The 26319-nt window shown below is 68.6% G+C and carries 26 protein-coding genes and 1 pseudogene; 15 read left to right on the forward strand and 12 right to left on the reverse strand.

The features are described 5' to 3' along the window. Positions 1-305: 305 nt before the first annotated feature. Complete coding sequence (locus tag ABZU69_RS35270) at positions 306-740, reverse strand: SCP2 sterol-binding domain-containing protein (RefSeq protein WP_354968586.1); 435 nt, start codon at positions 738-740, stop codon at positions 306-308. A gap of 97 nt (positions 741-837) precedes the next feature. Then, a pseudogene (locus ABZU69_RS35275) lies at positions 838-933 on the reverse strand (transcriptional regulator); the annotation flags it as partial. Positions 934-1049: 116 nt separating this feature from the next. Between ABZU69_RS35275 and ABZU69_RS35280 the strand changes: the two are divergent. Continuing rightward, on the forward strand, positions 1050-2108 hold the full coding sequence (locus tag ABZU69_RS35280) for a carboxymuconolactone decarboxylase family protein (RefSeq protein ID WP_354968587.1): 1059 nt from the start codon (positions 1050-1052) through the stop codon (positions 2106-2108). Positions 2109-2356: 248 nt separating this feature from the next. Here ABZU69_RS35280 and ABZU69_RS35285 read toward each other — a convergent pair whose 3' ends face one another. After that, the gene (locus tag ABZU69_RS35285) at positions 2357-2842 is read right to left on the reverse strand and encodes a YcxB family protein (RefSeq protein WP_354968588.1); all 486 of its coding nucleotides are present in this window, start codon (positions 2840-2842) and stop codon (positions 2357-2359) included. A gap of 429 nt (positions 2843-3271) precedes the next feature. On the opposite strand from ABZU69_RS35285, the gene ABZU69_RS35290 reads away from it, so the two are divergent. The 5 genes from ABZU69_RS35290 to ABZU69_RS35310 all read left to right on the forward strand — a co-directional run bounded on the left by ABZU69_RS35290 (position 3272) and on the right by ABZU69_RS35310 (position 7290). Further along, positions 3272-3529, forward strand: coding sequence for a hypothetical protein (locus ABZU69_RS35290; protein WP_354968589.1), 258 nt, complete (start codon positions 3272-3274; stop codon positions 3527-3529). Positions 3530-3624: 95 nt separating this feature from the next. Further along, a complete protein-coding gene (locus ABZU69_RS35295) occupies positions 3625-4056 on the forward strand; it encodes a hypothetical protein (RefSeq protein ID WP_354968590.1) in 432 nt (143 codons plus the stop codon). 796 nt (positions 4057-4852) lie between these two features. After that, on the forward strand, positions 4853-5059 hold the full coding sequence (locus tag ABZU69_RS35300) for a hypothetical protein (protein WP_354968591.1): 207 nt from the start codon (positions 4853-4855) through the stop codon (positions 5057-5059). 1052 nt (positions 5060-6111) lie between these two features. Continuing rightward, positions 6112-6456: a barstar family protein gene (locus ABZU69_RS35305; protein WP_354968592.1), complete on the forward strand. Its 345-nt coding sequence runs from the start codon at positions 6112-6114 to the stop codon at positions 6454-6456. 246 nt (positions 6457-6702) lie between these two features. Next, a complete protein-coding gene (locus ABZU69_RS35310) occupies positions 6703-7290 on the forward strand; it encodes a hypothetical protein (RefSeq protein WP_354968593.1) in 588 nt (195 codons plus the stop codon). Between the two features lie 44 nt (positions 7291-7334). On the opposite strand, the gene ABZU69_RS35315 is transcribed toward ABZU69_RS35310, so the two are convergent. The 4 genes from ABZU69_RS35315 to ABZU69_RS35330 form a co-directional block, all read right to left on the reverse strand. Then, positions 7335-8516 (reverse strand): low temperature requirement protein A, encoded by a 1182-nt coding sequence (locus tag ABZU69_RS35315; RefSeq protein ID WP_354968594.1) that lies wholly within the window; start codon positions 8514-8516, stop codon positions 7335-7337. Beyond that, complete coding sequence (locus ABZU69_RS35320; protein WP_354968595.1) at positions 8516-9637, reverse strand: DUF4240 domain-containing protein; 1122 nt, start codon at positions 9635-9637, stop codon at positions 8516-8518. Before ABZU69_RS35320 ends, ABZU69_RS35315 begins: the two co-directional genes overlap by 1 nt. A 578-nt stretch (positions 9638-10215) precedes the next feature. Next, positions 10216-10875, reverse strand: coding sequence for a response regulator transcription factor (locus ABZU69_RS35325; protein ID WP_354968596.1), 660 nt, complete (start codon positions 10873-10875; stop codon positions 10216-10218). Continuing rightward, positions 10863-12050 carry a histidine kinase gene (locus ABZU69_RS35330; RefSeq protein ID WP_354968597.1) on the reverse strand — a complete coding sequence of 396 codons (1188 nt, stop codon included), beginning with the start codon at positions 12048-12050 and terminating at the stop codon, positions 10863-10865. Before ABZU69_RS35330 ends, ABZU69_RS35325 begins: the two co-directional genes overlap by 13 nt. A gap of 252 nt (positions 12051-12302) precedes the next feature. Between ABZU69_RS35330 and ABZU69_RS35335 the strand changes: the two genes are divergently transcribed. From ABZU69_RS35335 to ABZU69_RS35345, 3 genes are all read left to right on the forward strand, one after another. Beyond that, the gene (locus ABZU69_RS35335) at positions 12303-13061 is read left to right on the forward strand and encodes an ABC transporter ATP-binding protein (RefSeq protein ID WP_354968598.1); all 759 of its coding nucleotides are present in this window, start codon (positions 12303-12305) and stop codon (positions 13059-13061) included. Continuing rightward, positions 13061-15625 (forward strand): FtsX-like permease family protein, encoded by a 2565-nt coding sequence (locus tag ABZU69_RS35340; protein WP_354968599.1) that lies wholly within the window; start codon positions 13061-13063, stop codon positions 15623-15625. The genes ABZU69_RS35335 and ABZU69_RS35340 overlap by 1 nt, the downstream gene beginning before the upstream one ends. Before the next feature lie 84 nt (positions 15626-15709). After that, positions 15710-16117, forward strand: a complete 408-nt coding sequence (locus ABZU69_RS35345; protein WP_354968600.1) for a serine hydrolase — start codon at positions 15710-15712, stop codon at positions 16115-16117. Positions 16118-16233: 116 nt separating this feature from the next. Here the strand turns inward: ABZU69_RS35345 and ABZU69_RS35350 are convergent, their stop codons facing one another. Further along, entirely contained in the window at positions 16234-16680 is a 447-nt protein-coding gene (locus ABZU69_RS35350; RefSeq protein ID WP_354968601.1) for a DUF1772 domain-containing protein, read from the reverse strand. Positions 16681-16771: 91 nt separating this feature from the next. Between ABZU69_RS35350 and ABZU69_RS35355 the strand changes: the two genes are divergently transcribed. Together ABZU69_RS35355 and ABZU69_RS35360 are read left to right on the forward strand one after the other, a co-directional pair. After that, positions 16772-17350, forward strand: a complete 579-nt coding sequence (locus ABZU69_RS35355; protein WP_354968602.1) for a TetR/AcrR family transcriptional regulator — start codon at positions 16772-16774, stop codon at positions 17348-17350. A 52-nt stretch (positions 17351-17402) separates the two neighbouring features. Further along, a complete protein-coding gene (locus tag ABZU69_RS35360; protein WP_354968611.1) occupies positions 17403-17990 on the forward strand; it encodes a serine hydrolase in 588 nt (195 codons plus the stop codon). 53 nt (positions 17991-18043) lie between these two features. Here the strand turns inward: ABZU69_RS35360 and ABZU69_RS35365 are convergent, their stop codons facing one another. Beyond that, entirely contained in the window at positions 18044-18820 is a 777-nt protein-coding gene (locus tag ABZU69_RS35365) for a hypothetical protein (RefSeq protein WP_354968603.1), read from the reverse strand. Between the two features lie 268 nt (positions 18821-19088). On the opposite strand from ABZU69_RS35365, the gene ABZU69_RS35370 reads away from it, so the two are divergent. Further along, positions 19089-19661, forward strand: coding sequence for a hypothetical protein (locus ABZU69_RS35370; RefSeq protein ID WP_354968604.1), 573 nt, complete (start codon positions 19089-19091; stop codon positions 19659-19661). Continuing rightward, positions 19654-20496, forward strand: a complete 843-nt coding sequence (locus ABZU69_RS35375) for a DNA methyltransferase (protein WP_354968605.1) — start codon at positions 19654-19656, stop codon at positions 20494-20496. Before ABZU69_RS35370 ends, ABZU69_RS35375 begins: the two co-directional genes overlap by 8 nt. A gap of 998 nt (positions 20497-21494) precedes the next feature. Here ABZU69_RS35375 and ABZU69_RS35380 read toward each other — a convergent pair. Beyond that, a complete protein-coding gene (locus ABZU69_RS35380) occupies positions 21495-22475 on the reverse strand; it encodes an IS30 family transposase (RefSeq protein ID WP_354968606.1) in 981 nt (326 codons plus the stop codon). Between the two features lie 384 nt (positions 22476-22859). Next, positions 22860-23756: a hypothetical protein gene (locus ABZU69_RS35385; RefSeq protein ID WP_354968607.1), complete on the reverse strand. Its 897-nt coding sequence runs from the start codon at positions 23754-23756 to the stop codon at positions 22860-22862. Positions 23757-23967: 211 nt separating this feature from the next. Between ABZU69_RS35385 and ABZU69_RS35390 the strand changes: the two genes are divergently transcribed. Further along, positions 23968-24222: a hypothetical protein gene (locus ABZU69_RS35390; RefSeq protein ID WP_354968608.1), complete on the forward strand. Its 255-nt coding sequence runs from the start codon at positions 23968-23970 to the stop codon at positions 24220-24222. Between the two features lie 19 nt (positions 24223-24241). Here the strand turns inward: ABZU69_RS35390 and ABZU69_RS35395 are convergent, their stop codons facing one another. Further along, a complete protein-coding gene (locus ABZU69_RS35395) occupies positions 24242-25342 on the reverse strand; it encodes a CapA family protein (RefSeq protein WP_354968609.1) in 1101 nt (366 codons plus the stop codon). A gap of 86 nt (positions 25343-25428) precedes the next feature. On the opposite strand from ABZU69_RS35395, the gene ABZU69_RS35400 reads away from it, so the two are divergent. Then, on the forward strand, positions 25429-26067 hold the full coding sequence (locus ABZU69_RS35400) for a low temperature requirement protein A (RefSeq protein ID WP_354968610.1): 639 nt from the start codon (positions 25429-25431) through the stop codon (positions 26065-26067). Positions 26068-26319: the final 252 nt, after the last annotated feature.

The raw sequence follows: 26319 nt of genomic DNA on the forward strand, positions 1-26319 counted from the left end.
CAGCCCACGGCAGGTCGGCGACATCGTCCGCGCCGCTCTCCACCTCACCCATTTCGAATACCGATACCTACCGGATTCTTGTTGAGATCACGTCAGTGCCGGGTTGCGGTCAACATCCGCTCACTCATGCCGCGATCCGCGCGTTACGCAGCGTGGCTGGCGGCCACGGGCGCAGCGTCCGGACATGCCGAATTGCGCGCGTTCCTTCTCCGCTCCGCTTGGCCATACGCCGATACGCGCTGCACATGAACCGCGGCTGTCACCACGCGGCCCGGAGGTATCAACTGATCAGAGGCGCGGGCCGACTATGCCAGGGAGAAGATCCGCTGCAGCCGCACCAGGGCGGCGGCATCACCCTCGATTCGCAGGCGGTCTCCTGCGCGCCCGCGAGCAAGCTCCATAAAGCCCTCCCGATCGGTGACGACCCTGACTGTGGCGTGTTCCCCCGCCGGACCAGGGGTGACATCCACCGTGCCGTCGTGAACCCGAACGGCCACTCGCTCACCGTCGACCTCAATGTCGTAGGTCTCATCCAGACCAACTGCGGCATCCGGATGAAACGTCGCCTCGAAGCCGAGCAGGAGGGCGCTGTCGGGTAGGCGATCGTCGGCGGGATCGCGCAGCAGTGGGCGCCCCCAGCGCGCGAGCTCGAGGATCGCCGGCTTGAGCGCGTAACCGCGCTCGGTCAGCTCGTACAAGGTCGCTGGTGTCGGTGGCGGCACTTCGCGCCGGTCGATCACCCCGGCCTCCTGGAGATCGCGCAACCGGGCCGCAAGGAGGTCCGTAGCCAGCCCTGCCAGCCCGGTGTCGCAGGTCGGTGTAGCGCTTCGGCCCGCTCAACAGCTCACGGACGATCAGTAGGGTCCAGCGCTCGCCGAGGACATCGAGCGCCTTGGCCAGCGGGCAGAACTGTCTGTATCGACGCTGAGACACGCGCCCGATCCTACCGGCCGGCTAGACAACAGGCACCACTACATGCTTCGATAACTTGTCCCTCAGCTTGGAAAAGTTGTCTATCCTCGGTCGTTCAAATCCACTGAAGGGTCCCCATGGCACTGCGTGATGTCCCATTCCGACGCCAGGTCCGCCACATCCACCCCGCCGTGCATGACCCGCGTACCTCCGCCGTACGCCGGCAGATCGCACGGGACTTCGGCGTGCTGGCCCCGCCGTTCGCGCTCCACCTCCCCGCACCCCAGGCACTGCACGCGTACTGGGCCATGGTCCGTGAACCAACCTGGGGCCCACTTGTCGATCGCACCAAGAAGGAAGCCGTCGCCGCTGCGGTATCGGCGATCAACACGTGCCCCTACTGCGTAGACGTCCACACGACGATGCTCGACGCCCTTGGAGACCGAGCCCCGGCCGCAGCCATCCTCTCCGCAGCCACCGACGACATCGCGGACCCGGAGCTGCGCGCCGTGGTCGCCTGGGCGCGCGCGAACCGCCAGCCGGACACGCCCCTCCTGCGACAACCGCCGTTTCCCAACGAGCACGCGCCCGAACTGATCGGCGTTGCCCTCTCTTACCACTACATTAACCGCATGATCAACATCTTCGCCGTCGCCTCACCGTTCCCGTTGGCAGACTCAAAACTCAAACCGATCTTCAAGCGCGCGGCCCTCCCCGTCTTCCGGAGACTGCTTGCACGCAAGGCGCGCCCCGGTGCATCGCTCGACCTGCTTCCCCCGACCCCGCTACCCGACGACCTCGACTGGGCCCGACCCAACTCGATCATCGCCGATGCCTTCGGCCGAGCCGCCGCCGCATTCGATGCGATTGGCCGACAGGCGCTCCCAGAGCCGGTACGCCAGCTAGTCACCGCCAGGCTCAGCACCTGGCGTGGCGAGGAGCAAGGCATATCCCGCAGCTGGACCGAAAACGCCATCGAGACGCTGCCGGCACCGCAACGGCCACTAGGCCGATTCGCGCTGCTGGCCGCACTCGCATCCCACCAGGTCGACGGTCGGGTACTCAACGACGCACGTACGCACCCCGGACCAGCCGGAGATGAAGCGCTCGTAGCCGCGGCCGGCTGGGCAAGCTTCGCCGCCGCGCGCCGGATCGGGTCGTGGCTGCACCCCGCGCCCGCAACACCAACCCCGTAACGACCCCCATCCCCCGACCATGACCAGCCGTCCGGACCGCATGACACTCGCAACCAAGGGTGACCACGTCACACGCCAACGCCCACCGAGCGACGCTTCCAGCATCCGGTCATGGCCGCAATCCGTGCGTTGCGCATGTACCGTACGGGTTACTGGGCGTAACCGAGTGGTCGGCTGCTGCGCGCGGGGACGCTCCCGACGTGCTGCATCGGCGGTCGCGCTGCTCGGGCTGGTCGCGCCGGGGACGGTCACCCGGCGAACTCGAGGCGCCTAACGATGAAGTCGTCCACGATTCGTTGATCCTCGGGCGCGAACGCCGCCCGCGGCACCGGAATTTGGCTCATGCCGTACTTCAGCAGCCAGGTGTGGCGTCGCCGCCGAATCCGGGTGATGCCGGACCAGTCGATCTGTGTCCGGCTGCTCGCGGTCTGGATGTCGACGCCCGACGTGCTCACCTCGTACCGGAACGGCTCGACGAAGAGGCTGCGCTGCAGCAACCAACTCAGTACCGGAAGGAGTTCGGTCACGGCGAACGCGGCACACAACATCAGCACGACGTAGAGCAGCCGACCGTTGAACCCCGTCAGTGTCGCGAGCAGCGTGGCCAACAGCACAGCCAGTGCCGCGAGGGCGAGCAGGAGCGTCCGCATAACCCGTTGCCAGCGGCCCAGTGCGTCTTGGCTCATCCGCCGCAGCAGGCCGTACGTCATCTGCACTTCCCCGGTCACGTGCACGTGCCGCAGTATGGCACGGCATCGCCGCAAGCCGCCGTCGCCCAAGCGTGACAGCGATGGCCGCCCAAAGCGTCGGGAACCTGCCGAGTGAACACCATGGTCCACCACGTCAGACAGCTATCCGCCATCTGGGTTGCACCCGCGGAGTAGACAGGCTTCCTGCCCCTACTACGGCGACTCAATATCCGGATCTGCCGCGATCAGAGCGTCGACCTCCGTCCGCGCGACGACCGGATCTGCCGATGTGCGTACGTCGGATTCTGGTTTCATGGCTCACATTGGGTGGCGTGTCACCTTAGACTGGAGCACCGGTCTGTCGGTCAGCTCAGGCAGGGTGATCAACGCTGCCGTCGCAGAGTGGGTCATCATCCGCCGCCCCGGAGTGCGACCGGCACGGCGAGCAGAAGCCGCGGGGGTGAGGTCCTGACCATGCCGAACGACGCCCATGCACCCTTGCGCTACGAGCTCCGTATCCACGGACACCTCGACCAGCACTGGTCGACCTGGTTCGGCGGCCTCGCCCTCACCCACGAGGACGACGCCACTACACTTCGCGGCGCCGTGACGGACCAAGCCGAGCTGCACGGCCTGCTCACCAAGGTCCGCGACCTCGGCGTCACCCTCATCTCCCTCACCTCCATCGACGCCGCGCACGACCCTGATTCCCAGGAACAGCAACACCAGTAGACCCCCTGGGTTCACGCGACGAGGCTGACCCACACGCCCCGAACACGTACTGCCGCACGACCGCCACCATCCCATCTCGACCAGGAGTAAATCCCATGTCCACTACCACTGTCGCCGCACCCACTATCCATTCCGATCTGTCCCTGACCCGCCTGCACCTGATGCGCGCCGGCTACCTCCTGATGGGTGTCGGACTGGCCCTGGTGAAGTGGCCGCTCCTGCCCGACGTCGCCACCCTGCCGCTCTACGAGGGCGTGACGCTCTGCATGCTCACCGCCATGTCCCTCTTGGCGTTCCTCGGCCTGCGATACCCGGTCAAGCTGCTTCCCGTGCTGCTGTTCGAGTCGCTCTGGAAGCTCCTCTGGCTCGCACTGGTCGCCCTCCCCGGAGCCACCACCGGTGACCTCGACGCGGCCAAGACCGAGACCGTGGTCAGTTGCTCCCTGGTTGTCGTCATCCTCGCCGTCACCCCATGGCGGTACGTGTGGCGGAACTACGTACGCGCCACCGGAAACCGGTGGCGGTGAGCAGCCCGATGTCCCTGAGCTCTCCGCTCGAACTCATCGCTTAGTACCTGACCGTGTACATCGATGTGCGGCCGCGATCGGGGGAGCAGGTTGGGAGCAGTTGGGTGCACTGAACGGCGTTGAACCGCATCCAACGGCACCGAGCGGCGCTGAACGGCACCCGCCTCGACGTGTAGTCTTCCGTTTCCGCAGGTCAGAGTCGGTTCAGCGTCCTGCTTCACACGGAGTGCTCAGCCATATTGAGCAGCAGTTGACAGCACTCTATGTCGCCTGGTAGCGGAGTATCCGCAGGTCAGGGCGGTAAGGAGCTGCTGGATGGCCTGGCCTTGGAGGTGGGCGCAGGTTGGCGAAGTGGTCACCGCGCCCGACGTGCTCACCGCAGCCGGACGCGGAACAGTGCGCTGACCGCGGTGATGCGGGGCGAGCGGGCCGACGTGACCTCCCAGAGAACACCGAAGTGGTCACGCTTCGCTGCTCCCCGCCTGGCTGGTGCCGGCTGTCGTCCCAGGCCCGCTGCCTCCAATCACGAAAGGCACGCTGCATCGGCGTATGGCTCTGGGTCTCACCGTGGTGGCGTCCTTATGGATCCCGGGTCCTGAGACTCGAATCCCACCGGTAACCCTCTGACCAGGGCCTTCTACTCGGTGACCTCTTCGGCGGATCCGAAGGTGTCGACCACGCGCGTGGAAAGATGATCATGTGCCGAGTACCAACCCCCCGGCCGGTTGCACCCGCGACGCTCGTGTTCGAAGGGGCTTGGGACATCACCGGCCGGCTCGGACCCCTCCATGAAGTCATGGAAATCGCCGATGTTCACCGGCTTGATCCGCCGGACAGCAACCCCGAGCCGTTGTGGCAAATCGAAGGCCAAAACTTCGAGTTCCGCCTTCGGGCCTCCGGCTACACCCAGTATCTCCGGTTGCCGCCGCAACTCGTCGCCCGGCAGATGCTCACATCGGCCCAGCGCGCCGGGATCAGCTTCGCTGAGCGATCCTTCGGATGACGAGGGTGCACGGATCTGCCGCGAACAGGGCGTCGACCTTGGCGGGTGGCAACGACCGGATCTGCCGAAAGTAGTGCGTCTGCGTTGCGGAGCACCGACGAGCTGGGTGGTGCGCGAGGCGAGTTCGTGATTCGCCAGTATGGTCGGGAGGTGACGACCGACCAGCCGGAGCAGCAGCGGTGGACGTGGAATCGGCGGGTCTCGCCGCGTTGGCTGCTTCGCGGACCCGCAGTTCCCGACGACGGGGATGTCCTAGCGTTGTGCGTCAACGTCGACGGGTTGTTCGTCGATCTGCCACCCCGGCCGCGGGAACGCTTCACCCTCCTGGGCTGCGTACCGGACGGGGCCGTCGCCTCGAGCCTCGACAGTGGCCCCGCTGCGATTGCCGTCGACGGCGGCCGCGACTGGTTGGGCAACCTGTGGGTGTCGGCGATGCCCGACGACCGAGCGACACGGGACGGCTGGTTCGGCGTGTATCTGCTCGACGTGACCGTCCTGGGCCAACGGCCGTCGACGACCTCGCCAGGGCGTGTCGACGTCGACCTGGAAGGCCTCGTCCACGTGGACGATCGCACGGACGCCGTCGACCACGCCGGCGACGTAACCGGGTTCGTGCTGCGCGGTACGGACGACACACCGTACGGTGCCTGCGCCGACATCACGGGCGTCTTCCGGGACCAGGCCGCGCCACCGGTACCGAACGTCGTCCTGGTCGGGTGCCAACCCGAGCCGCTACTGCAGGCCGCGATCGCCGCCATGCCGAAGTCGACAAAGACCGGCCTACGCCGTCGCCAGGTAACAGCCGACGAGGAAGCCATCGCCGCCGATGGCTCGGCGTCACCCCTGATAGGCGGCCTCGTGTACGGCACGATCGTGTCGAGCGTGCCGTCCTTGCTCGGTGACGGCCTCCTTGACGTCACCGTCGCCAGCGAGGGACACCAGCCGCACTCGACGGGAAAACGTCCATTCTGGAGCAGTGGCTTGCTGGCCGACCCGCTGAGCGCAACCTGTGGGCCGGCTACGACCGGACGCTACGGCACGAATGGTCCGGCATGGCACTGGCCTATCGCCGCTCCGATCTCCTGGACCAGTCGGCAGGGATCGTGTTTGACCTCGACGGCCGCTTCGTCACCGACATCGAGGGCTTCTACTGCGCCATCGGCGAGGCCATCAACGGCCCGGGCGGCTACTTCGGTTGGAACCTCGACGCCCTTAGCGACTGCCTGCATTCGAGGTGGGGTGCCCGCACACCGTTCCGGCTGGTCTGGCACAACTCGGCGGTAGCCCGCGAACACCTCGTCGCCGGCTACAACCGGCGTCGGTACGAGCCAGCGGTCACCCTCGACTACCTCCTGCAGATGCTCACCGAACACGGCGTCGAGGTCGAACTGCGCTGAGCACCTCGCCTCGCCCCCTCCTCCAGTCCGCACGTGCGCCGAAGATGCATCCTGTAATGCCGCCGAGCGCAGGCGGTGGTCAGCTGGCCGCGCGTTTCCATGGACGCTCGATCCACGGATTGTTGTCGAGGTAGGCCGTGAGCTTGGGGAAACGCTGCCTCGTACGGGTCTCGTCGCGCAGATCGGCCGGCGTTCCGGAGGGCGTGTCGGGCCCGGTGGGGCCTCACCACCGCCGACGAGGACGCCGTGATCGACGCGATCGTCGCCGAGGTCGAGGAGAACGTCCGGCACGACATGATCGAGAGCGGCCTCAACGAGCGCTTCGACCTGCGGATCCGCAACAGCCGCGACCACGCCGACCCGTTCGGCGAGCCGAACGTGAGCCGGGTGATCGTCGGCGGCACGATCGCCGAGTCCGGGATCCCCACGATCGGCATCGCCCAATACATCAACCCCGGCAACTTCGGCACCGAGGACAGCGCCCTGGTGCTGCTCGACGTGCTGAGCGACCCGTCCGGCGAGGCCTCGCTAAACACGTACATGACGGCGGCCAGTGACCGGATCGCCTTCGTCGGGCAGGCGGTCGGCAACGTCACCGCGCACGAGGCGGGTCACTTCTTCGGCAACTGGCACGTCGACCAGTTCAACGAACAGGCCAACATCATGGACCAGGGCGGCAACCCTGCGCTCATGTTCGGCGTCGGCGCCGACAACATCGGCGGCACCGCCGACGATCCCGACGTCGACTTCGGCGAGGACCTGCTCAACCCCGGTGAGGGCTTCACCGGCATCGAGGACACCGCGACCCGGATCGAGTTCGCGGTAACCCGGTAACGGTCGCGGACCGGGGGCCTGCCACGGCGGGCTCCCGGGTCCCGCTACGGCCGTCTGTCCCGTGGTGCGGCTGGCGGGTGCTTTCGCGCGTCCCGCGCATCGGAGAGGACGACGGCGGCGAGGACCGCGGCGATGGCGACAGCGGCCAGCAGCGGTGGGGCGAGCAGCAGCGGTGCCGCCAGCGCGAGCAGGGTGAGCAGGGCGATCAGTCGGTCTGGCGAAACCCGACCGAAGACCGTGTGTTCCAGGAGGGCCCGTCCCACGATGAACAGCGCGGGTCCGCCGACGAGGACGGCGACCCACGCCGGGTGACTGTGGCCGAACGGTTGGGCGATGACGAGTTCGTCGCCGACCGCGGTGACGACCACGCCGGCCACCATTGTCAGGTGGGCGAGTGCCATGGGGCGGGCCAGCCGTATCGGATCGGCGGCGGCGTCGATGGCTTCGGCAAGTAGTTCTCCGGCGCGGAAGACGTAGATCCTCCAGAGGAGCACGGTGGTGAGGATCGAGGCCGCGAAGGCGCCGGTCCGGTCGGCGGTGAAGTCCGTCCGGGTGAAGGTGAGCCCCGTGACGAGGATCAGTTCGCCGAGGGCGATGATGAAGAGTTGGCGGTGCCGCTCCGCCATATGCTCGGCGGCGACGGGCCACTCGGGTGCGGTTATCCGCCCGAGCCGTGGGGTGGGAAACCGGAGGGTGAACGCGGCGTAGTTGATCGCCGCGCCGAGGGTCCAGAGCACGGCGCGTGCGGCATCGCCGGTGACACTGCCCGCGATCCAGAGCACGCCGGTGCCGGTGGACCAGACGAGTAGCCGCCAGCCGGTGCGCCTTTCCGGTTGGGGCAGGGCGACGGCGAAGAAGAGCGCCATCGCGATCTGGAGTACGGCGTAAACGCTCGCGAATACAACGCTGCGCTCGTCGAAGGCGTCGGCCAGAACGGCTGCCATCGCGATACTGGCGATCATGGTGCCCAGGACAACCACCTGGACCGTGGTGCGGCGAGGGTCCAACCGGTTCGTCAGCCACGCCGTAAGGCTCCAGATCCACCACACCGAGAGGAGCAGCACGAGGGTCTGGTACGCCCCCGTCCAGGTCAGCTCCGAGATCAGCTTTCGGGAGAGTTGAGTGAAGGCGAAGACGAACGCCAGGTCGAAGAAAAGCTCCAGGAGCGCCACCGGCTGCCGTTCCCGGGGCGCCCTGAGTAGCCCGCCTGGCTGTTCGTCCCCCATTACCTGCGTCCTACCGATCCGGACTCCGCACCAAGGTCGAAACTCGGCAAACCACCCAAACGGGTGGAGCCGCACGTGCACCGGTCGACGAGTCGTCGCCGCACCCGCACCGTGGCCAGCCGGTTGAGATCGTTGGCGGGTGGTGGAGTCACTCGACCTGTATCTGGAGTTCGATCCGGGTGCGGGTTTTCCGGGCCGAATGCTGGAGAACGCGTTACGGGAGAGCATTCGGACCGGCCGGTTGCCGGCCGGGTCGCGCTTGCCCGGGAGCCGGAGCCACCGACCTGGGCCGGTCCCGGGGCACGGTGGTGCAGGCGTACGCGCAACTGGTGGCGGAAGGGTGGCTGGTGTCGGCGCCCGGCTCGGGCACCCGGGTCGCGGACGTACCTCACGAACCGCCCGACTCGCGCGAGAAGCCGCGGCCCGCGACGGCGACCGGGCCGGTGATCGAGCTGCGGCCGGGGATTCCCGATCTCGGTTCGTTCCCGCGTACGGTCTGGGCCGGCAGTGTTCGCCGCGTGCTGGCGACGGCGTCGCACGGCACGTTCGACCATCCCGACCCGACGGGACTGCCCGCGTTGCGGGCGGCGGTGGCCGTCTATCTCGCGCGTGCCCGTGGGGTGCGCTGCGACCCGGACGCGGTGGTGATCACCGCGGGCTTCACCCAAGGAAGGCCCATCGATAGCGAGGGGAGCCCCGGTTGCGGCGATGTGCGCCTCGAGTGGGAGGCCGCAGAACCAGTCAATCCGAGCGTTGCGCCGGTCACGCGCCAGCTCGACCGTCCTGGACACGCTGCATGGTTGGCCGCCCGTGCGACACGATCCAGTCCTGCACGCGGGAAAGTCATCCTCGCTCAAGGGACCAAGCAGCAGCGTCGCGGCGTCCCGGATTGACCAGTTGTAGAGCTTGTCCTGTGCCTGGAACCAAAGCTCCTCAAACTGTTCAATCTCGCTTGGGGCCAACGCGCGAAGGCGACGGAGGAGCGCCTGGGCGACGCGTTCGGTGTCACTACCCACCTCAGCCCGGGCACCTTCGACGATGCGCCAGAAGACCGCCCACTCCACTGCCAGACCGTACCAAGTCGGTCCTGTGCCGTCGGTCGGCGCGACGATCCTCGCCACCCCTTGTCGGTAGGTCTGAGCCGGCGTGATTCAAGATCGGGCACCCGGATCTGCCGCCGATCGTGCGCGTCGGCGTCGGAGCGCCCCGTCACCCTAGGTAGCCGCCAGAGGTGGTACGTCCGGGTGCGAGGACGTCCGGTCGTGCCGATGGGCGGGCGTCGGGTGATTGACCGACTACACCTCTGGTACCGGACGTCTCAGTAGTTGGTGTCTGGCGGGCCGATTTTTGGAGCTCCAAGGCCGCTGTGACGTGCCTAAACTTCCAAGATTTCGGGATGGGCCCCGGGCTTGCCCTTGGGTGCCGCTGACCAAACAAACGTACGTGATCATGGAAGTGGGCGGTCGGTGGGCCGTGATCACGTGAGTTCTGTGCGGCTGGGGCGCACTCTTTTATGGGATTTCATGGAGTGTGCCTGGGCAGGCGGCGTGATCACATGGAGTTGTTGCTCGCGGAGTCTGTCGCGTACGTCATCGGCCTCGTCGCCGAGTTGGAGATCTTTGTGCCGCCGTGGAGAAAGCTCGGATGCGCGCTGCCCCGGCGGCGCTGGTCGCCGCGGTTGAGCGAGTCACCGGCGTACTCAGTCGCCGCCGATCTGGCCCGCGCCGTTGAGGTAGGTGAGAACGGCGAGGACGCGGCGGTGGCCGCTGTCGGTGACGGCGAGGCCGAGCTTGTTGAAGATGTTGCCGATGTGCTTGTGCACGGCGTTGTCGGTGATGAAAAGCCGGTCAGCGATGGTGTTGTTGTCGTGTCCCTGTGCCATCAGCGCGAGTACCTCGCGTTCGCGAGGGGTGAGGACGGCGATCGGGTCGCCGCGGTTGGTGAGGAGTTGGGCGATGACTTCGGTGTCCATGGCGGTGCCACCGGCGGCCACTCGGCGCAGCGCGTCGACGAACTCATCCACCCGGCTGACGCGATCCTTGAGGAGGTAGCCGACGCCGCCGCCGGTGGTGGAGAGGAGTTCGGCGGCGTACTGCTGCTCGACGTACTGCGACAGCACCAGGACCGGCAGGCCAGGGTGCTCTCGACGGGCCTGCAGGGCGGCTCGGATGCCCTCGTCGCGAAATGACGGCGGCAGCCGGACGTCGACGATGGTGACGTCGGGCCGATGGTCCCGCACGGCGGTGAGGAAGCCCGTCGCGTCGCCCGCGATGGCGGCGATGTCGAACCCCACGCTGTTGAGCAGCAGTTCCAGTCCGGTGGCCAGCAGCACGTTGTCTTCGGCGATTACAACCCGCACGGCAGCTCCATGGTGATCGTCGTCGGCCCGCCGGCCGGACTATCGACGTCGACGGTGCCGTCGAGAGCGAGCACCCGGCGACGGATCCCGGCCAGGCCGGTGCCCAGCCGATCGTCGGCGCCGCCAGCGCCGTTGTCGGTGATCACCACCGATAACCGGTCTGCCGTGCGGCTCACCCGTACGCCGGCCGTAGTCGCTTGGCTGTGCTTGGCGACGTTGGTGAGTGCCTCGGCGACGGCGAAGTAGACGATAGACTCCACGGCCGCCGGTACCGTTTCGAGGTTGTCGATGTCCAGCCGGGTTGGCACGCCGCAGCGAGCCGTCACTGCGGTCAGTGCACCGGTGAGGCCGCGGTCGGCGAGGATCGGCGGGTAGACGGTTCGGATCACGTCGCGGAGTTCGGTCATCGCCTCCTCGGTTCCTTCGTGTGCGTCCCGAAGGAGTCCTTCCAGGAACTGCTCGTTTCGTGGATTGTTGGACAGTGCCCGCCGGGCCACGGCCAGCCGCATCGCGATGGCCACCAGCCGCGCCTGGGTGCCGTCGTGCAGGTCGCGCTCGATCCGGCGCAGCTCTGCGCCGTGTGCGTCGAGCACGTCTGCCCGGGTGCGGGTCAACACGGCGACCCGGTCGGCGAGCTGTTCGGCTGCCGAGTGCGACAGCACTACCAGGCAGATCCGGGCGTGTGCGCGAGCGATCGGCGCGAAGGCCAGGTACGCCAGCGCGGTGAGCAGGAGGATCTGCAGTGGACCGAGTGTGAGGGCTGTCGCCCAGCCGGTCACCGGAATATCGATGAACAGCCGTGGTCGATCCTGCGGTGCGAACGTCCACCACAGTGGTGTGGCGACCGCGGCGGTCAGGATGTTGCCGACGCACAGCAGCGCGAGCAGGCCGAGCGGCACTGCGGTGATGGCGTTCACCGGCAGCCAGAGCAGGTCGCGGGGCGTCGCCGGATCGGCCCATGCCCGGCGTGCCGTCGCGCGCAGGGCAGGACGCGATGCCAACGGCGTCTCGAGCAGTCGGCCGGCGCGGTCACGGTGCCAATTCGCCCATCGCCGGGCGAGCCTCGGATGGCACAGCAGCGGCAGCGCGAGCAGCGTGGCGATCCCAGTGGCCAGTGATTTCAGGAGGTAGGCCCCGCCACGCCACGCCTGCACCCACCGTCGACCCGACGTCACAGGATGCCCTTTCTGCGTACCCTCCTTGGGGCAGCGTCCCTTCGCGTTCCCGACACGGCGCCAAGTCTGCCCCGTGGCCGCCGCCCGCAGCACTACAGCCAGCTGTACCTCACATCGGGTGGTACGGGATATCGGTATCCGACGGCGCGGAATCTAGCGTCGGAACGCATGAGGTTCAACAGCAGAAACCTATCGAGACGACGCGGGGCGCTGGTCGAGGCCACCGCGATCCACTCGCTATACCCGGATGCAATGCCGACATTTGCGACACATCCGTACGCAGTGCAATTGGATTCGGTGTCAAAGGTATACGGGTCGGGGAGGAATGAGGTACGCGCTCTCGACGGGGTGACAGTCGGATTCCCGCGCGGTACGTTCACCGCCGTCATGGGCCCGTCCGGGTCCGGCAAGAGCACGTTTTTGAACTGTGCGGCCGGCCTGGACCGCCCGACATCGGGCCGGGTCGTGCTGGGTGACACGGAGCTGTCCGGCCGGTCGGAGACCGAGTTGACGGAGCTGCGCCGGGACCGGATCGGGTTCGTCTTTCAGGCGTACAACCTGCTCGGTGCGCTGAGCGCGGCGGACAACGTCACGTTGCCCGTCCGGTTGGCCGAGAAACCGGTCGATCCCGAGCAACTAGCGAGTGTCCTCGCCGCGGTCGGGCTCGCCGAGCATCACGACCGGCGCCCGAGCCAGCTCTCCGGTGGCCAGCAACAGCGGGTGGCGATCGCCAGAGCGCTCATCAACCGGCCCGACCTGGTGTGCGCCGACGAGCCGACGGGCGCGCTGGACAGCGGCACCGGCCGCCAGGTCCTGGCACTGCTCCGGAAGATCGTCGACGACCTGGGGCAAACCGTGCTGATGGTCACGCACGATCCGGTGGCGGCCGCGCAGGCTGACACCGTGGTGTTCCTCGCAGACGGCCGGTTGGCCGGCGAGATGCCCCGACCGTCCGCCGAGCAGATCGCCGAGCGGATGACTCACCTAGGCGAGCCGTGGGCCGCCGCGTGATGTCCAAGCGCATGCTGGCGTTGGCCTGGAGCACGGTCAAGGGACGAAAGGGGGGGTTCGTCGCGGCATTCACGGCGGTGCTGTTCGGCTCGGCGGTGATCACGGCCTGCGGGATCCTGCTGGAGAGCAGCGAACGCTCGGGCGTGCCGACCGAGCGCTATCAGGCTGCCGACCTGGTGGTGGGCGCCCCGCAGGCACTGCTGGTGGCCGACGACGTGGATCCCAGGTTCGGCGAGCGGGCCACCCTGCCGGCCGACCGGGTCGGCGATATCGCGCGAGTGCCTGGCGTCCGGGCGGCGATCGCCGAGGTCAACGTCCCGGTCAGCCTCGTGATGGCCGACGCCGAGGTGCTCGCCGGGCCGGACGGCACGCCCGCGCTCGGGCATGGCTGGCAGTCGGCCACGCTCGGCCGGTTCACCACGAGCGCTGGCCGGGCCCCGACCGGGCCGGACGACGTGGTGCTGGACTCCGCGCTGGCCGAGCGGGCCGGCCTCACTGTCGGCGCGTCGGTTCGGCTCGTGGTCGGCTCGAACACGTCGACTTTCCGGGTGACGGGCATCGCGGGTCTGCCTGCAGGCAGTCTCGTCCGGCAGTCCGCACTGTTCTTCACCGATGACCGGGCCCGGGAACTGACCGGCCAACCAGACCGGGTGGACGCGATCGGCGTGCTGGCCGCGCCCGGTGTCGATGCCGACGAGTTGGCAAGCGCCATCAAGGCGGCGGCCTCCGATGTGGTCGTCTACACCGGCAGTGACCGCAGCGAGGTCGAGTTCCTCGACATCGGCAGCACGCGTTCGTTCATCAGCGAGCTGTCGCTGGCGTTCGGCGGCAGCATGGTCTTGGTGATCATGATCGTCGTGGCGAGCACACTTGCCCTGTCCGTTCGGCAGCGGCTGCGGGAACTGGCGCTGCTGAGGGCGATCGGCGCGACCCCGAAGCAGGTGCTCGGCATGATTGCCGCCGAGACCATGGTGGTGGGCACGCTCGGGGCAGTGCTCGGCGTGATTCCGGGCATCGGGCTGAGTTTCCTCTTACACGAAGCCTTCACCCTGGTCGGCGCGGTACCGGACGACTTCGAACTGTCGATCAGCCCGCTTCCGGTACTCGTGGCGATGGTGCTGTGCCTGGTCGGCGCCCGTCTGGGCGGCTGGATAGCCGCCCGGCGAGCGGCCAAGCTCAGGCCGGTGGACGCGCTCGGCGAGGCCTCGGTGGAGCCGCCCAAACTCGGATGGCTTCGGTTGACCATCGGCTTGCTGCTGATCCCCGTCGGTCTCGCCACCGCGGCCGTGCTGCCGCTGGTGCTACCCGGTGAAGGGGCCGTTGAAAGCGCGGCCTTCTCGGCGTTCCTGCTCGTCTTCGCTGTCGCGCTGCTGGGGCCGCGGTTGCTCGGCGGTGCCGTCACCGTGCTGGGCCCCTGGCTGAACCGCAGGTCGGGCGTCAGCGGGTTCCTCGCGACCGCGAACGCGCACGCCAACTCCCGGCGGCTCGCCGCGGCGACCACTCCTGTGATCATGGGCATCACCCTGGCCGCCGCGCAGCTCTTCAGCGCGACGACCTCGAGCTCGGCCGCGCAGGATCAGGCCGCGGACGGACTGCGCGCGGACTACGTCGTCACGTCCACGTCCGCTGGCGTCTCGCCCGAGGTCGCGGACGTGCTCCGGGACGTGCCCGGCGTCTCGGCGGTGACCCTGGTCGTCCGCACGCGGACGCTGGCGTTCACCTCGGGAGATGACCCTCAGATCAGGACCTACCCGGCGCAGGGGATCATCGGCGACCGGCTCGCCGAGACCATGGATCTCGCCGTTCTGGAGGGCGATGTCGCGGATGTGCGGGACAACGCGGTCGCGTTGAGCCGGATCGCGGCGGGCACCCTCGGCGCTGCTCTCGGCGACACCGTGGACCTACGTCTCGGTGACGGCACGCCGATCAGACCCACGGTGGTGGCGCTCTACGAGAGAGGACTCGGCTTCGGTGACGTCACGCTGCCGCACGACCTCGTCCTGGAGCACACCACCGACCGCCTGGACTTCGCGGTGCTGATCGCGGCGGCCACGGGAACCGACGTCGGGGCACTCGGCGATGCGTTGCGATCGGCCGTCCGACACCTCCCGAGCGTCCAGGTCAACAACCGCGAGTCGTTCGTCGCCGCGCAGCGCGATGCCGCCGCCGGCGAGTCTGCGGTCGGCCTCATCCTCAACGCGGTCATGCTCGGCTACCTCGCGATCGCCGTGGTGAACACCCTGGTGATGGCGACCGCCGCACGCTTTCGCGAATTCGCCCTGCTCCAACTGGTCGGCGCCACCCGTCGCCAGGTGTTCGCGATGATGCGCAGCGAGACGAGGATCGTCGTCGTCGCAGCCGTTCTTATCGGTACCCTGGCCGCGATCCCGTCGTTGATCGGCACGAGCATCGGGCTGACCAGGACGCTGATCCCGTCCATCCCACCGCTCATCTACCTGGGAATCGTCGCGGTCGCCGCGCTGCTCGGCTGGGCCGCCATCATGACCTCGACCCGGATCGCCATGCGGTCGCAGCCGGTCGACGCGATTGGCGTTCGCGAGTGACGCCGGCGACGCTACAGCGAGCTGTACCGCATCGGGTGGGACGAGGTATCGGTCCGCGTCAACGCCGCTCCTAACGTCAGTGCCATGAGACTGAACAGCAGAAACCGAGGCAGCGGGTCGCGCTGGGTGCGGCGGCGCAGCTTGTCGCCCTCACGTTCACGGCCACCGGGCTCGACCCGGGCCGAAGGATCGGTGACCGGTTCCGGCCACGCCGCCGGCCGGTTGCAACGGGACACCGACGCGATCCACGCCCTCGGGGTGACCGGCGTTCAAGCCCGAGTGACCACCTCCGACGGCCGGCACCTCGTCGCCACCAGCGGGGTCGCCGATCGTGACACCAGGCGCCCGGTGTCACCCAACGGACGCTTGCGGATCGCTAGTACCCGCAAGGCGTTCGAAGCCACCGTCGTCCTGCAACGTGCCTCGGTGATCTGGATCAATGACCTCACCCGAACCAGAGCCCAGAGCCGCGCAGGTCATCGAGGGGCGTAGCTTGTCGGGATCCCAGTTGTGGGCTCTCAGCGGCAGCTGCATTCCCGGATGTCGGGCCCGCTGCCGCCCGGGGGAGTGGGGATTGTGCGCCGCGTGCGCGGTGTCGGCCCGCGGGCTCAGGTGAGGGCGGTGACCAGCAGGGCGAAGGCGGCGATGATGACGGCGACGCGGACGTAGTGCAAGCGGTCCCAGCGGTTCATCTGCTGCTTCCAGTCGGCGGGCCGGTTGTCAGGGGTCCACGTCTTGCCCCGGTTGTTGATCGGGACGAGCAGCAGGATCGACATGATCACGCTGAGGATCAGCAGCGCGCCGGCCGTGACGACGAGGCCGGTGCCGTGGTGGTGCCATCCGGCGATGGCCCAGACCGCGACGAGGACGAGCGAGCCGATGTACCAGACCGGCATCGCGGCGCCGAGCATCCGGCCCCCGTGGGCGCGGCCGAGTTGGCCACTGTCCTCCGGGAGGGCGTTGAGGATCGGGTTGATGACGAAGGCGACGGAGAACTCCACCCCCACCATCACGCCGACGACCACGGTGGTGAACACCTCGAGTGCGTTGAGCATGAAGACCCCTCCTGGGATCTAGCGTTGATAGCTGGCATGGCAACGCTAGCACTGCTGCCGCTCGGTTGCCTAGCGGTGCTAGGATCGAATCATGTCGGTACAGGAACGCAAGGAGCGCGAACGGGCGGACCGCGAACGCCTCATCGTGGCCACGGCCCGCGACCTCGCCGAGCAGCAGGGCTGGGACGCGGTCACCACCCGCCGGCTCGCCGAGCGCATCGAATACAGCCAGCCCGTCCTCTACAGCCACTTCCGCGGCAAGCGGGAGATCATCGGCGCCGTCGCCCTCAAGGGCGCCGCCGAGATGGCCGCGGCGGTGCGGGCCGCGACCGCCGCCGCCGACGGCCCTCGTAGCCGGGTCACCGCCCTCGCCCGCGCCTACCTCGACTTCGCCGCACGCAACCCGGCGGTCTACGACGCCATCTTCCAGCTCGACGGCGGCCTGGCGTTCGCGCACGAGGACACCCCGGCACCTCTCAAGGACGCCTTCGCCGCGCTACTGGAGAGCCTCGGCGAGGTCGCCGGGGACGGCGTCGACCCGGGGCTGTTCACCGAGACATTCTGGGCGGCCCTGCACGGGCTGGCCACCCTGACCCGGGCCGGACGGCTGCCGCCGGAGCACACCGAGCAGAGGGTGGAACTGCTGGTGGACCGGCTCGCCATGCTCTGACGCACCGTCCCGGCGGGCACACAGCCGGGGTCCCCGCTGCCTGCCTGGCGGCATCGCTTCCGGTCACGCGCGCCCACACGGCGCAGCCGCAGATCGCCGGGCCCCGGACCCCCGACGGGGCACCCGCCCCGGAACCTGCGGTGCTCGCGCCCTAGTGGACCCGGACTCCATGGTCTCCAGCACCCGGAACCTCGACCGGTTCTTCCACGCGCTGCTGGGCGGCCCGCTGCTGCGCCCCGCACAACTGGCCGACATGAAACGAACGGTCGAGATCAACGAGGACATCAATGCGATCTGGCCGCGCGGCCTCCACGGGCTCGGCCTGGTCAGCCGCCCGCTGCCCTGCGGCGGCGTCTACCAGGGCCACGACGGCGGCTACATCACGGTCACCGGCGTCACCGACGACGGCCGGCGCAGCGCCGTGGTGTCCATGTCCACCTCGCTCGGCGATTCGCTGAACAGCCTCCTTGAGCAGCAACGCGACGCCGACACGCTGATCAAAACGCTCTATGCAACCGCGATGCGCGCGCTTGCACCGGTGGCGCAGGGATCGGGTGTAGCCGGTCGCAGTGGTCAGCTCGGTAACGAGAACAGCCCCGGAGCAGCCGCATTGATCGCGTCGGAAAGTAAGTCCTTGTAGGTCACGGCGTACCTACCGATGTACTCAGGCTGTATGCCCACAGGGCGGTGTTGTCAGGCCGCCATGGCGGCTTCGTGGCAGCCGGACGAGCGGCTCGGGCCGGACAGGTCGCCCCGCGTGACTGCGGCGGCCACGACGCGTTCGGCGCGGCGGCGGCGCATCCGCAGGACCGACGCGGTGACGCCCTTCTCGGCGGCCAACTGCTCAATCAGCGCGTCCCCGAAGCGGGTGGCGCTGATCAGCTCAGCGGCCTCGGCGGTGATCAGGCCCGCGGCGGCCGCCCGGCCGAGCAGCAGATCCGGATGCCCGTAGGGCATCCTCGGCGAACGCGAGCCGGTGGGCAGGTCCAGCGGCAGTTCCTCGCCGTCGTCGGCCTTGACGACCGCGGCCCCGGCGCGCCAGGCCGCCCAGCACAGCCGCAGCCATAACCGGGGCGGGGTGAGGTCCGCCGCACGCAGTGCCTGAAGGAACCCGGCGAGGACTGCGGAGTCGACGTCGTCGGCGTGCCGGACGTAGCCGCGGCTGATCTTCGCTGCAAGGTGTGTCAGGGCGGGCAGGGCCACGCCGATCGCGCCGACGACCCAGGCCGGTCCCCATTCGCGGGCGTGGTGGGCCAACTGCCGCCACAGCTCATCGGTGGTGTCGCTGTCGTAGCGTCCGTCCATCAGCAGCTCGCGTAGCTCGTCCAGCGGCATCGTCGTGTCCGGCAGACCTGGTACCGGGCGAGCGTCGAACACCAGCGGAGCCGGTTCGCAGGTCAGTAGCTCGAAGGCTGTCTCGGCAGCGGTCAGCGCCGTGTCGCCTGTCCTCGTGCGGGGGGTTGTGGCCATGGTGATGCCTCCTCCACGGGAGCGCTTCGCCCTGCGCGAACGCTTCGAGACCCCCGATTGGGACAGCCCGACCTGACACCACGAGCGAGTGTCAGACCAGGACAGGTCGTGTCCGCTCGTGTCAGGTTCGCCGGTGCGCCGCCCGCCCGCGGGGCTGTCTGGCGGCCGAGCTGACCGTTTCTGTCAGGGGAGGGGCGGGTTCGATCGGCCTGTCAGCGGCGCACTGGGGATCGTCAGTACGCCCGCCGGTCCGGGGGCCACCGTGCCCATGACCGACAGAAACGTCCACCGCGCACCGGTCCCCGTGGGGGACGTGGTGCCCGGCGACCCGCCCGTGCCGATCACCGTCTGGCCGGTCCCTGCTCCGCAGGAGGGCGAGACCATGTCCAACGCGATGGGCGTGCGGCTGGTCCACAACCTCACCCACCCGTGCGACCTCATCATCGACCTGGCCGAGGGGCCGCAGTTGGCCCGCGCGGTCATCGCGGCACACCGCCGCAGCCACCTGCAGGCGGCCCGCCCGGTTGCCTGGGGGCGTGAGGCGGCGACGCTGATCGTCACCGGCTGGCCCGTCGCCGACGCCTGCCCGGTCGAGTTCTTTCTCCGCTGCCGCGCCCGCCTCGCGCCGGGCGGCTGCGTGGCGGTGCTGCTGCCGCACGGCAACGTCACCCTGCCGGTCGACGTCGTCGTCGCCGCGAAGCGGGCCGGGCTGGCGTACCTGCAGCACATCGTGGCGGCCGACCGGCCGCCCCGGCGTGGCCAGCAGGCGCAGCTGGTGATCCACACCGACGTGCTGATCCTGACCCGCAGCGCGACGGAGGGCGGAGGCGCCGATGGCTGAGATGTTGCCGGTCACCTCGGTGTGGCTGACCTGCCAGATACCCGCGCGTGACCAGCGGCGAGGGCGCTACGTCCGGGGGACCTCCAGCCATCCGGCCAAGATGTTGCCTCACCTGGCCGCGCACGCGATCAGCGCGTATACCGCGCCGGGCGATGTGGTGTTCGACCCGATGTGCGGGTGCGGCACCACGTTGGTGGAGGCCATGCACCTCGGCCGGCAGGGCATCGGGATCGACATTGAGCCCTGCTACACCGCACTGGCCGAGGCCAACGTCGCCCTCGCCGCGTCGCAGGGTGCCCCTGGCACGGCGACGGTGTTCACTGGGGATGCCACCGGTTTGCTCGACCTGGTGCCCGCGTCGGCGGTCGGCCGGGTGAGCCTCGTGCTCACGTCGCCGCCGTACGGGCGCGGGACGCATGGCCTCGTGCAGACGACGAGTACCGGGGTACGCAAGCGGGACCACCTGTATGGGGACCGGGAGCGTGGCAATCTCGCCTATGCGGGGTGGTCCCGCCTGCTCGACGGGTTCGCCTCGATCCTGGCCGCCAGCTATCAGCTGCTGCGTCCCGGCGGGACCGTGGTGATCACCTCCCGACCGGTACGCCGCCAACGCGATGACCTGATCGACCTGCCCGGCGAGCTGCTCGCCGTCGCGCAGTCAGCCGGGCTGGCCCCGGTGCAGCGGACGGCGGCGATGCTCGCCGCCGTCCGTGACGGGCAGGTCGTGCACCGGGCCAGCATGTTCGGCCTGATGGCGGTCCGGCGGACCCGCGACGAAGGCATCCCGGTGCACCTGGTGGCGCACGAGGACGTGCTGGTCCTTCGCCGCCGTTGAGAGCTTTGCCAGGTTCAGGAGTTCTGAACCTGGCAAGGCAGACGCCGGGAAACTTGACCAACCGTGCGGTCGTGGTCGATGGCGAGACAGCCGCTAGCCAAGCCGATCGGTAGTAGTGACCGACGGCCAGGACGAAGACCTCGGGGCTCCGCCCCGAACCCCCGGCTCTCCTCGGAGATCAGCCGGGAGATCACCTCGCCGGGCACCACAAGGGCTACCAACCTCCCCGACGGGGACAAGGTGGAGCGCTTTACCGGACGTACGATCGTGGCCCCGTCCGGGGAGGCTGGACGGTCTGGCGACTGCCCGACGAGGTGATCCGCCGCAACAAATGGGTCAGTGTCCGTCAGCCTCCGGATGTTCGGCGGCAGTTGGAGGAGCGGAAGCGGCCATGACCCTCATCAGGGCGCGTCAAGAGGCCGCTGCCTCTGTCGTCGTTCCAGGTCACTGCTTCCACGAGCCTGTTGTTCTCGTCGGCGACACCCCGGATGCCGTGGGTAAAGCGTTCCGCCTGGCGGATGTCTTACGTCCTGAGCGGTCCACGCTCGCGGTACCTAACCTAGACCGCGGCCATGCTCGTCACGGGTCTGCGCGTGGAAGTCAGGACCGTAGTCCCTCTCGTTGCGAGAGACGCTGACCCCAGCGGCCTGTAGCGCCACCCCGACTTTGGAGGCGTAGAGCTCGCTTCGATAGACGGCCGGTACTCGGCACCGAACCACGCCCAACGCATGCGCCCCCACCTGCGGTCTCGCGTCTCCGCAGGTCAGAGTCGGTGTAGCGTCCTGCTTCACACCGTAGAGGTCACTGGCTCGATCCCAGTTTCGCCCACAATGAATATTTGCAGGTAGCGAGCCCGTCACCGGAACCACCGGTAACGGGCTTTCGCGCTGTTGCCCTTAAATTGGGGGCAGATTGGGAGCACGCAGCTTCCTGGCGGCACCGGCCTACGCCCAGCCGGCCTCACGATGAACCGCTTTGCCGTTGAGAGATGGGCGGGTTCAGCCAGTGGAAGCATTTGCCTCGACGAGTTCGGTGAATATCTCGGAGGGCTTCTTCCAACCGTGGATCTTACGGGGTCGGTCGTTGATCTCGGAAGCCACCATCGCCAGATATTTGGGGTCGGAGGTGATCGGGAAGCCCTTGGGGAAGTACTCGCGCAGGATCCGGTTGGCGTTCTCGTTGCTGCCGCGTTGCCAGGGTGAGTGCGGGCGGGCGAAGTACACCGGCAGTCCGGCGGCGGTGATCCGGGCGTGTCCGGCCATCTCCGACCCGCAGTCCCAGGTCAACGAGCGGGCCAGCTGCGGTGGGAGGGTCCCGGCGGCGGCGATGATCGCGTCGCCGACGGTGAGGGCGTCCCGGCCGGTAAGTGGGACCAGGACCACGAACCGGGAGGTGCGTTCGACCAGCGTCGCCACGGCGCTCTTGCCTGCCTTGCCGATGACCAGGTCACCTTCCCAGTGCCCGGGGACCTGCCGGCCCTGCACCTCGGCGGGGCGTTCGTCCAGGTAGCGGGGCTCGCGGATGCGTGGTGCCGGAGCCGGCCGGGCCCCGCCACGACGGGCCGTGCGGCCGGTACGCAGACCGATCAGCTCCCGAGCCAGAGTGGACACCGGCTGGGCGTACACCCACTGGTAGATCGCCTCGTGAGACACCCGGTAAGCCTGATCGTCGGGGTAGTCAAACGCCAACCGACCCGCGATCGACGCCGGCGACCAACCCAGCCGCAGCCGCTCGCGGACCACCTCAACCAGGCCCGGTGCCCGCTGCACCGCCCACGTCTTCGGCCGCCGCCGCGCCACCGCCGCACCGGTGTCGGCGGCCGCGGCCCGGTAGGCGGTCCGGCCACCGTGCCGGGCGACCTCCCGCGACACCACCGACGGGTCACGGCCGATCAGGACCGCGATCTGCTTGTACTCCAAGCCTTCGGCCAGGCCACGGGATATCTCTTCCCGATCATCCAAGGTCAACAACGCACGCACGGCAGAACATCCTGTCCCACCGAACCGCCAAGATCAAATGCTACGACCGACTGAACCTGCCGACCGCAAGTTGCGCTCGCCTTCACAGTCGGCCTAGCACAGGAGGCGCCCGCGGCGAGCACCCGGGCCAGCTCCGGTTCGACGTCCGCGGAAAAGATCTGGCCCGGCTGGTACAGAGGGGGCGCCGGATTTAGACGGGCTCCGCCGAACGCACTTCAACCGTCCCCAACGTCTCTGGGCAGAACACATAGCCGCGCCTTCGGTGGTTCGGATCTCAGGATAACGGCATTTCAGCGGCCATCCTGATCACGTATTTGGGGTTCAACTCGCCCCACCGACACGAACCCCCTTGCCTGCGCTTTGCTGGGTGGCAGATCACCAGGATCACTGCCCGGGCCCGGGCTCGTCGCGCCACCGTTCGATGGTCTGCGCCATCCAGAACACGGCAAAGAACGCGGCGACGACGATCTCGAGCAGGAAGAGGCTGATCCAGTCGACAAGCCACAACAGCGTGCCCACGGCGGCAGCCCCTAGCAGGATCCGCGCGAACCATGCGTAGAAATCCCTGGATCGGGCTAGCGCGCCGGGAACGGCGTTGAGAGTCTCCTGCCGTCCCTGGTCGCGTCGAAGTGCGTTGGCCACCGCCACGACGATGATGCATGCAAGCAGACCAACGGCGGCGATGTAGTGGGCGTTATCAATGAACCACGCCCTGGACGCCGCGAAAGCACCGGCAGATCCGCCGTACACCACCAACGTCGCTGCGTATGCCCACCGAGGGAACTTTGCCCCAGGCGTCCTCCGGTCTTTCAGCGAGTAGAAGAGTATGGCGGCGAGGAGAGCCAGCGCGCCCACAAACAGCAGAGCAACCGTGCTGTTCTCGACGTTCGCTTTGGTGGCCTCGGCCAACGTCCGGACAGTGGGGCAGTCCAGCTCTTGGAGCGCCGGACTGTCCGCCTGCTCGCAAGCGCGAACCGCCGTCCTATAGTCCGCGCCACGCGACGTGGGAACGATCGCGACCACGGCCGCAAACATCCCGCCGAGGTTGAGAAATACGTCTTCGACCTCGTTCGTCCCTTTCAAGGCGATCATGCAGGCCCCGAGGGCGATGAGGGCGCCGACGAAGATCGCCTGCGCAGGCGTGTAGTAGTAGGCACTAACGGATGCCAGGAAAGCGCCCGCTTGTAGGCTGTGGTACATCACCGCTGCTCCAAGGCCGAGCAGCAAGGCGACCATCGCCGTTCGCAGGTACCGGTAGGATTTCACCTCGACGTCGGACATTTCGATGCTCCTCGACCGCGGTGAGCGCGCCTTTGTATACGCATCGTGCACTGTGAAAGTGCGCCTGGTGGGCACCGGCGTCCAGCGTGGTGTCGTCAAGCCGACAGCCAACGAAATGCGAGTGGATACTAGCGGGATCAGTGTTGCCGGCCCGGCTGGCGGTTGTTGGGTGAGTCAGGCGGCCAGCGGTCCACGCCGTCGGGGGCATCGCATGCTGTTCCGCGTCGCGGAGTTGCTGGCCGGTGGCGTCGATGAAGTGGTGAAAGTTGCCAGATCGACGGCGAGGCGGAGTGCAGCTGCGCCAGCTGTCGCCGTCGAAAATCTCGCGCAGCTTGCGCGCGGACACACCGCCGAGCTTGATCAGTGCCGGGCCAAGCTCGCCGCACTGGAGCGCAAGCAGCCGGCAATCGATGCGCTTCTGCACACGTTGTGCGCCCATGGCCACCGGGCCCACGGCGGGCGGTAGGTGGCGCGGGCCACCCGGCTCAGTCGCCGGCCAGAGTGAGCAGCCCGTCGGCGGCGACCTCGAAACGGGTGCCGAGGCGGCTGAGCAGATCGGCGAGCCAGCGCGCCTCGTCGGGGCTCGCGGTCTCCAGACGCATCCGGCGGATCCGCACGGGGGCGGCCCGCAGGCCGCGCAGCCGGCCGGTGTCCGGGTCGAGGGCGGGCAGCCAGAGCAGCCGCAGTTCAGGCCGGTACACCTCCTGCCCGCTGATGCCCTCGTAGTCGTCGACCAGGTCCCCGCAGCCGTAGAGGATCAGCCGGTCCCGGTAGACCTCGACCGGTCGGAGGTGGTGCGACGAGTGACCCTGCACCACGTCCACGCCGGCGTCGAGCAGGCGGTGCGCGAACTCGACGTGCTCGGCCGGCACCTCGTACCCCCAGTTGGTGCCCCAGTGCACGGAGACCAGCACCCGGTCGGCAGGCTCGGCCTCGGCGGCGATCCGCCGCGCCATCTGCTCGGCGGTGGCGGCGGAGGTCTCCGGCAGGTACGCCACCCCGGGCCCGTCGGCGGTGGCCGCCCAGTACGGGGGCACCCCGCTGGACGGGGCGGCCACCGAGAAGACCAGCATCCGGCGACCTCGGCCGAGGTCCACCCGGGCCGGCTCCCACGCCGCCGCGGCGTCCCGGCCGGCGCCGGCGGCGGCGATCCCGGCCCCGGCCAGCGCGTCGAGGGTGTCGGTGAGGCCCACCGGGCCGAAGTCGAGCACGTGGTTGTTGGCCAACGCGCAGACGTCGAGCCGGGCGGCGGCCAGGCAGGACAAGTTGTCCGGGTGCATCCGGTAGTGCACCGACTTGGCCGGCGCGTGCTCGCCCCGGCCGGTCACCGCGGTCTCCAGGTTCACGATCCGCGCGTCCGGCCGCAGCTGGTCCAGCAGTGACAGGGCGACGCCCCAGGGCCACCGCGGTGGCACCGGCCGGGGAATCGGCCCGATGACCGACTCGGCCAGCCTGACGTAGGTCTCCGCGTCGCGGACCGCGCCTTCGCGCAGGTCGGACGGGCCCGGCCGGGGCAGGATCCGGTCCACCCCACGGCCGGTCATCACGTCGCCCGCGAGGAAGAGGGTCAGCGCATCGTCGGCCATCCGGCCGCTTTCCCCGCTGCGCCCGACCCTCACCTGCCAACGAGCGGCGACGCGCGGCGAGCCGGTCGGGCCGCTTCGCGGCGGTGGTGTCTGCGGCGATCCGGCCCAGCGCGGCGCCCGGATCGTTATTGTGGGCGCCCGAGCGCCCGAGTCAACGGGCGCTGCCCAGTCAGCGACAGCCCGCCCCCGCCTACAGTGACAGACCCTTTCGCCCCGCTGCCGCCGCAGCGTTCGCGGTGTCGTTCACCACCACCGTGCTGCTATTTCGGATCTACCTCTACCGGGCGGGTCGGCTACTGCCCGCCGCGATCACGGCGGCTCCCGAGCCCAGCCGCCTCATCCGAGAGGCGTTCCTCGCTCACGCGCTCATGGTGTCCGGCATCGTCGCCGTCGCTGTCGGCTACGAGCTTGTCATCAAACACCCGACAGGGCACACCGACCGGGCCTGGATCCTCGTCATCCTCGGCGGGCCCATCTTGTTCCTAGCCGGACGCGCCCTCTTCGAACACGCGGTATTCGCCCGAGTCTCCCGCTCCCGCCTGATCGGTGCACTAGTGCTCGCCGGCACCTCGCCCGCCATGATCCTCCTGCCGGCACTGGCCGCGGCCACCACCGCTGCTCTCGTCCTAGCCGGCATCGCCACCTTCGACACACTCCGCACCAGAAAACAGCCACCCGAGCCGCCGTTACCACCCGCTAGACAAGCAGAACGGCCCCCAGCTTGAGACCCGCAAACACCACGCGATCAATCAGCCGAATATCGAGCATGTCAAGCATCTGGCGGGACGCTGTCACGCGGGTTCCGAGACCAGACAGCCTGCTGCCGGCCTGCTGCCGGCCGAGTGGACGCTCCCATTTCTGTCAAGTTGAGGTCGGGGGCTTAGTGCTCGGGTTCGTAAGTCCTTCGGGGGTTATGCGGCCAAGGCGTGTGCGGCAGGCTGGTGATCGCAGCCGGCGGGTTGTTGGAGGTTCTGCTC

The organism is Micromonospora sp. NPDC005206 (assembly GCF_040608175.1).
Classification (GTDB): Bacteria; Actinomycetota; Actinomycetes; order Mycobacteriales; family Micromonosporaceae; genus Micromonospora.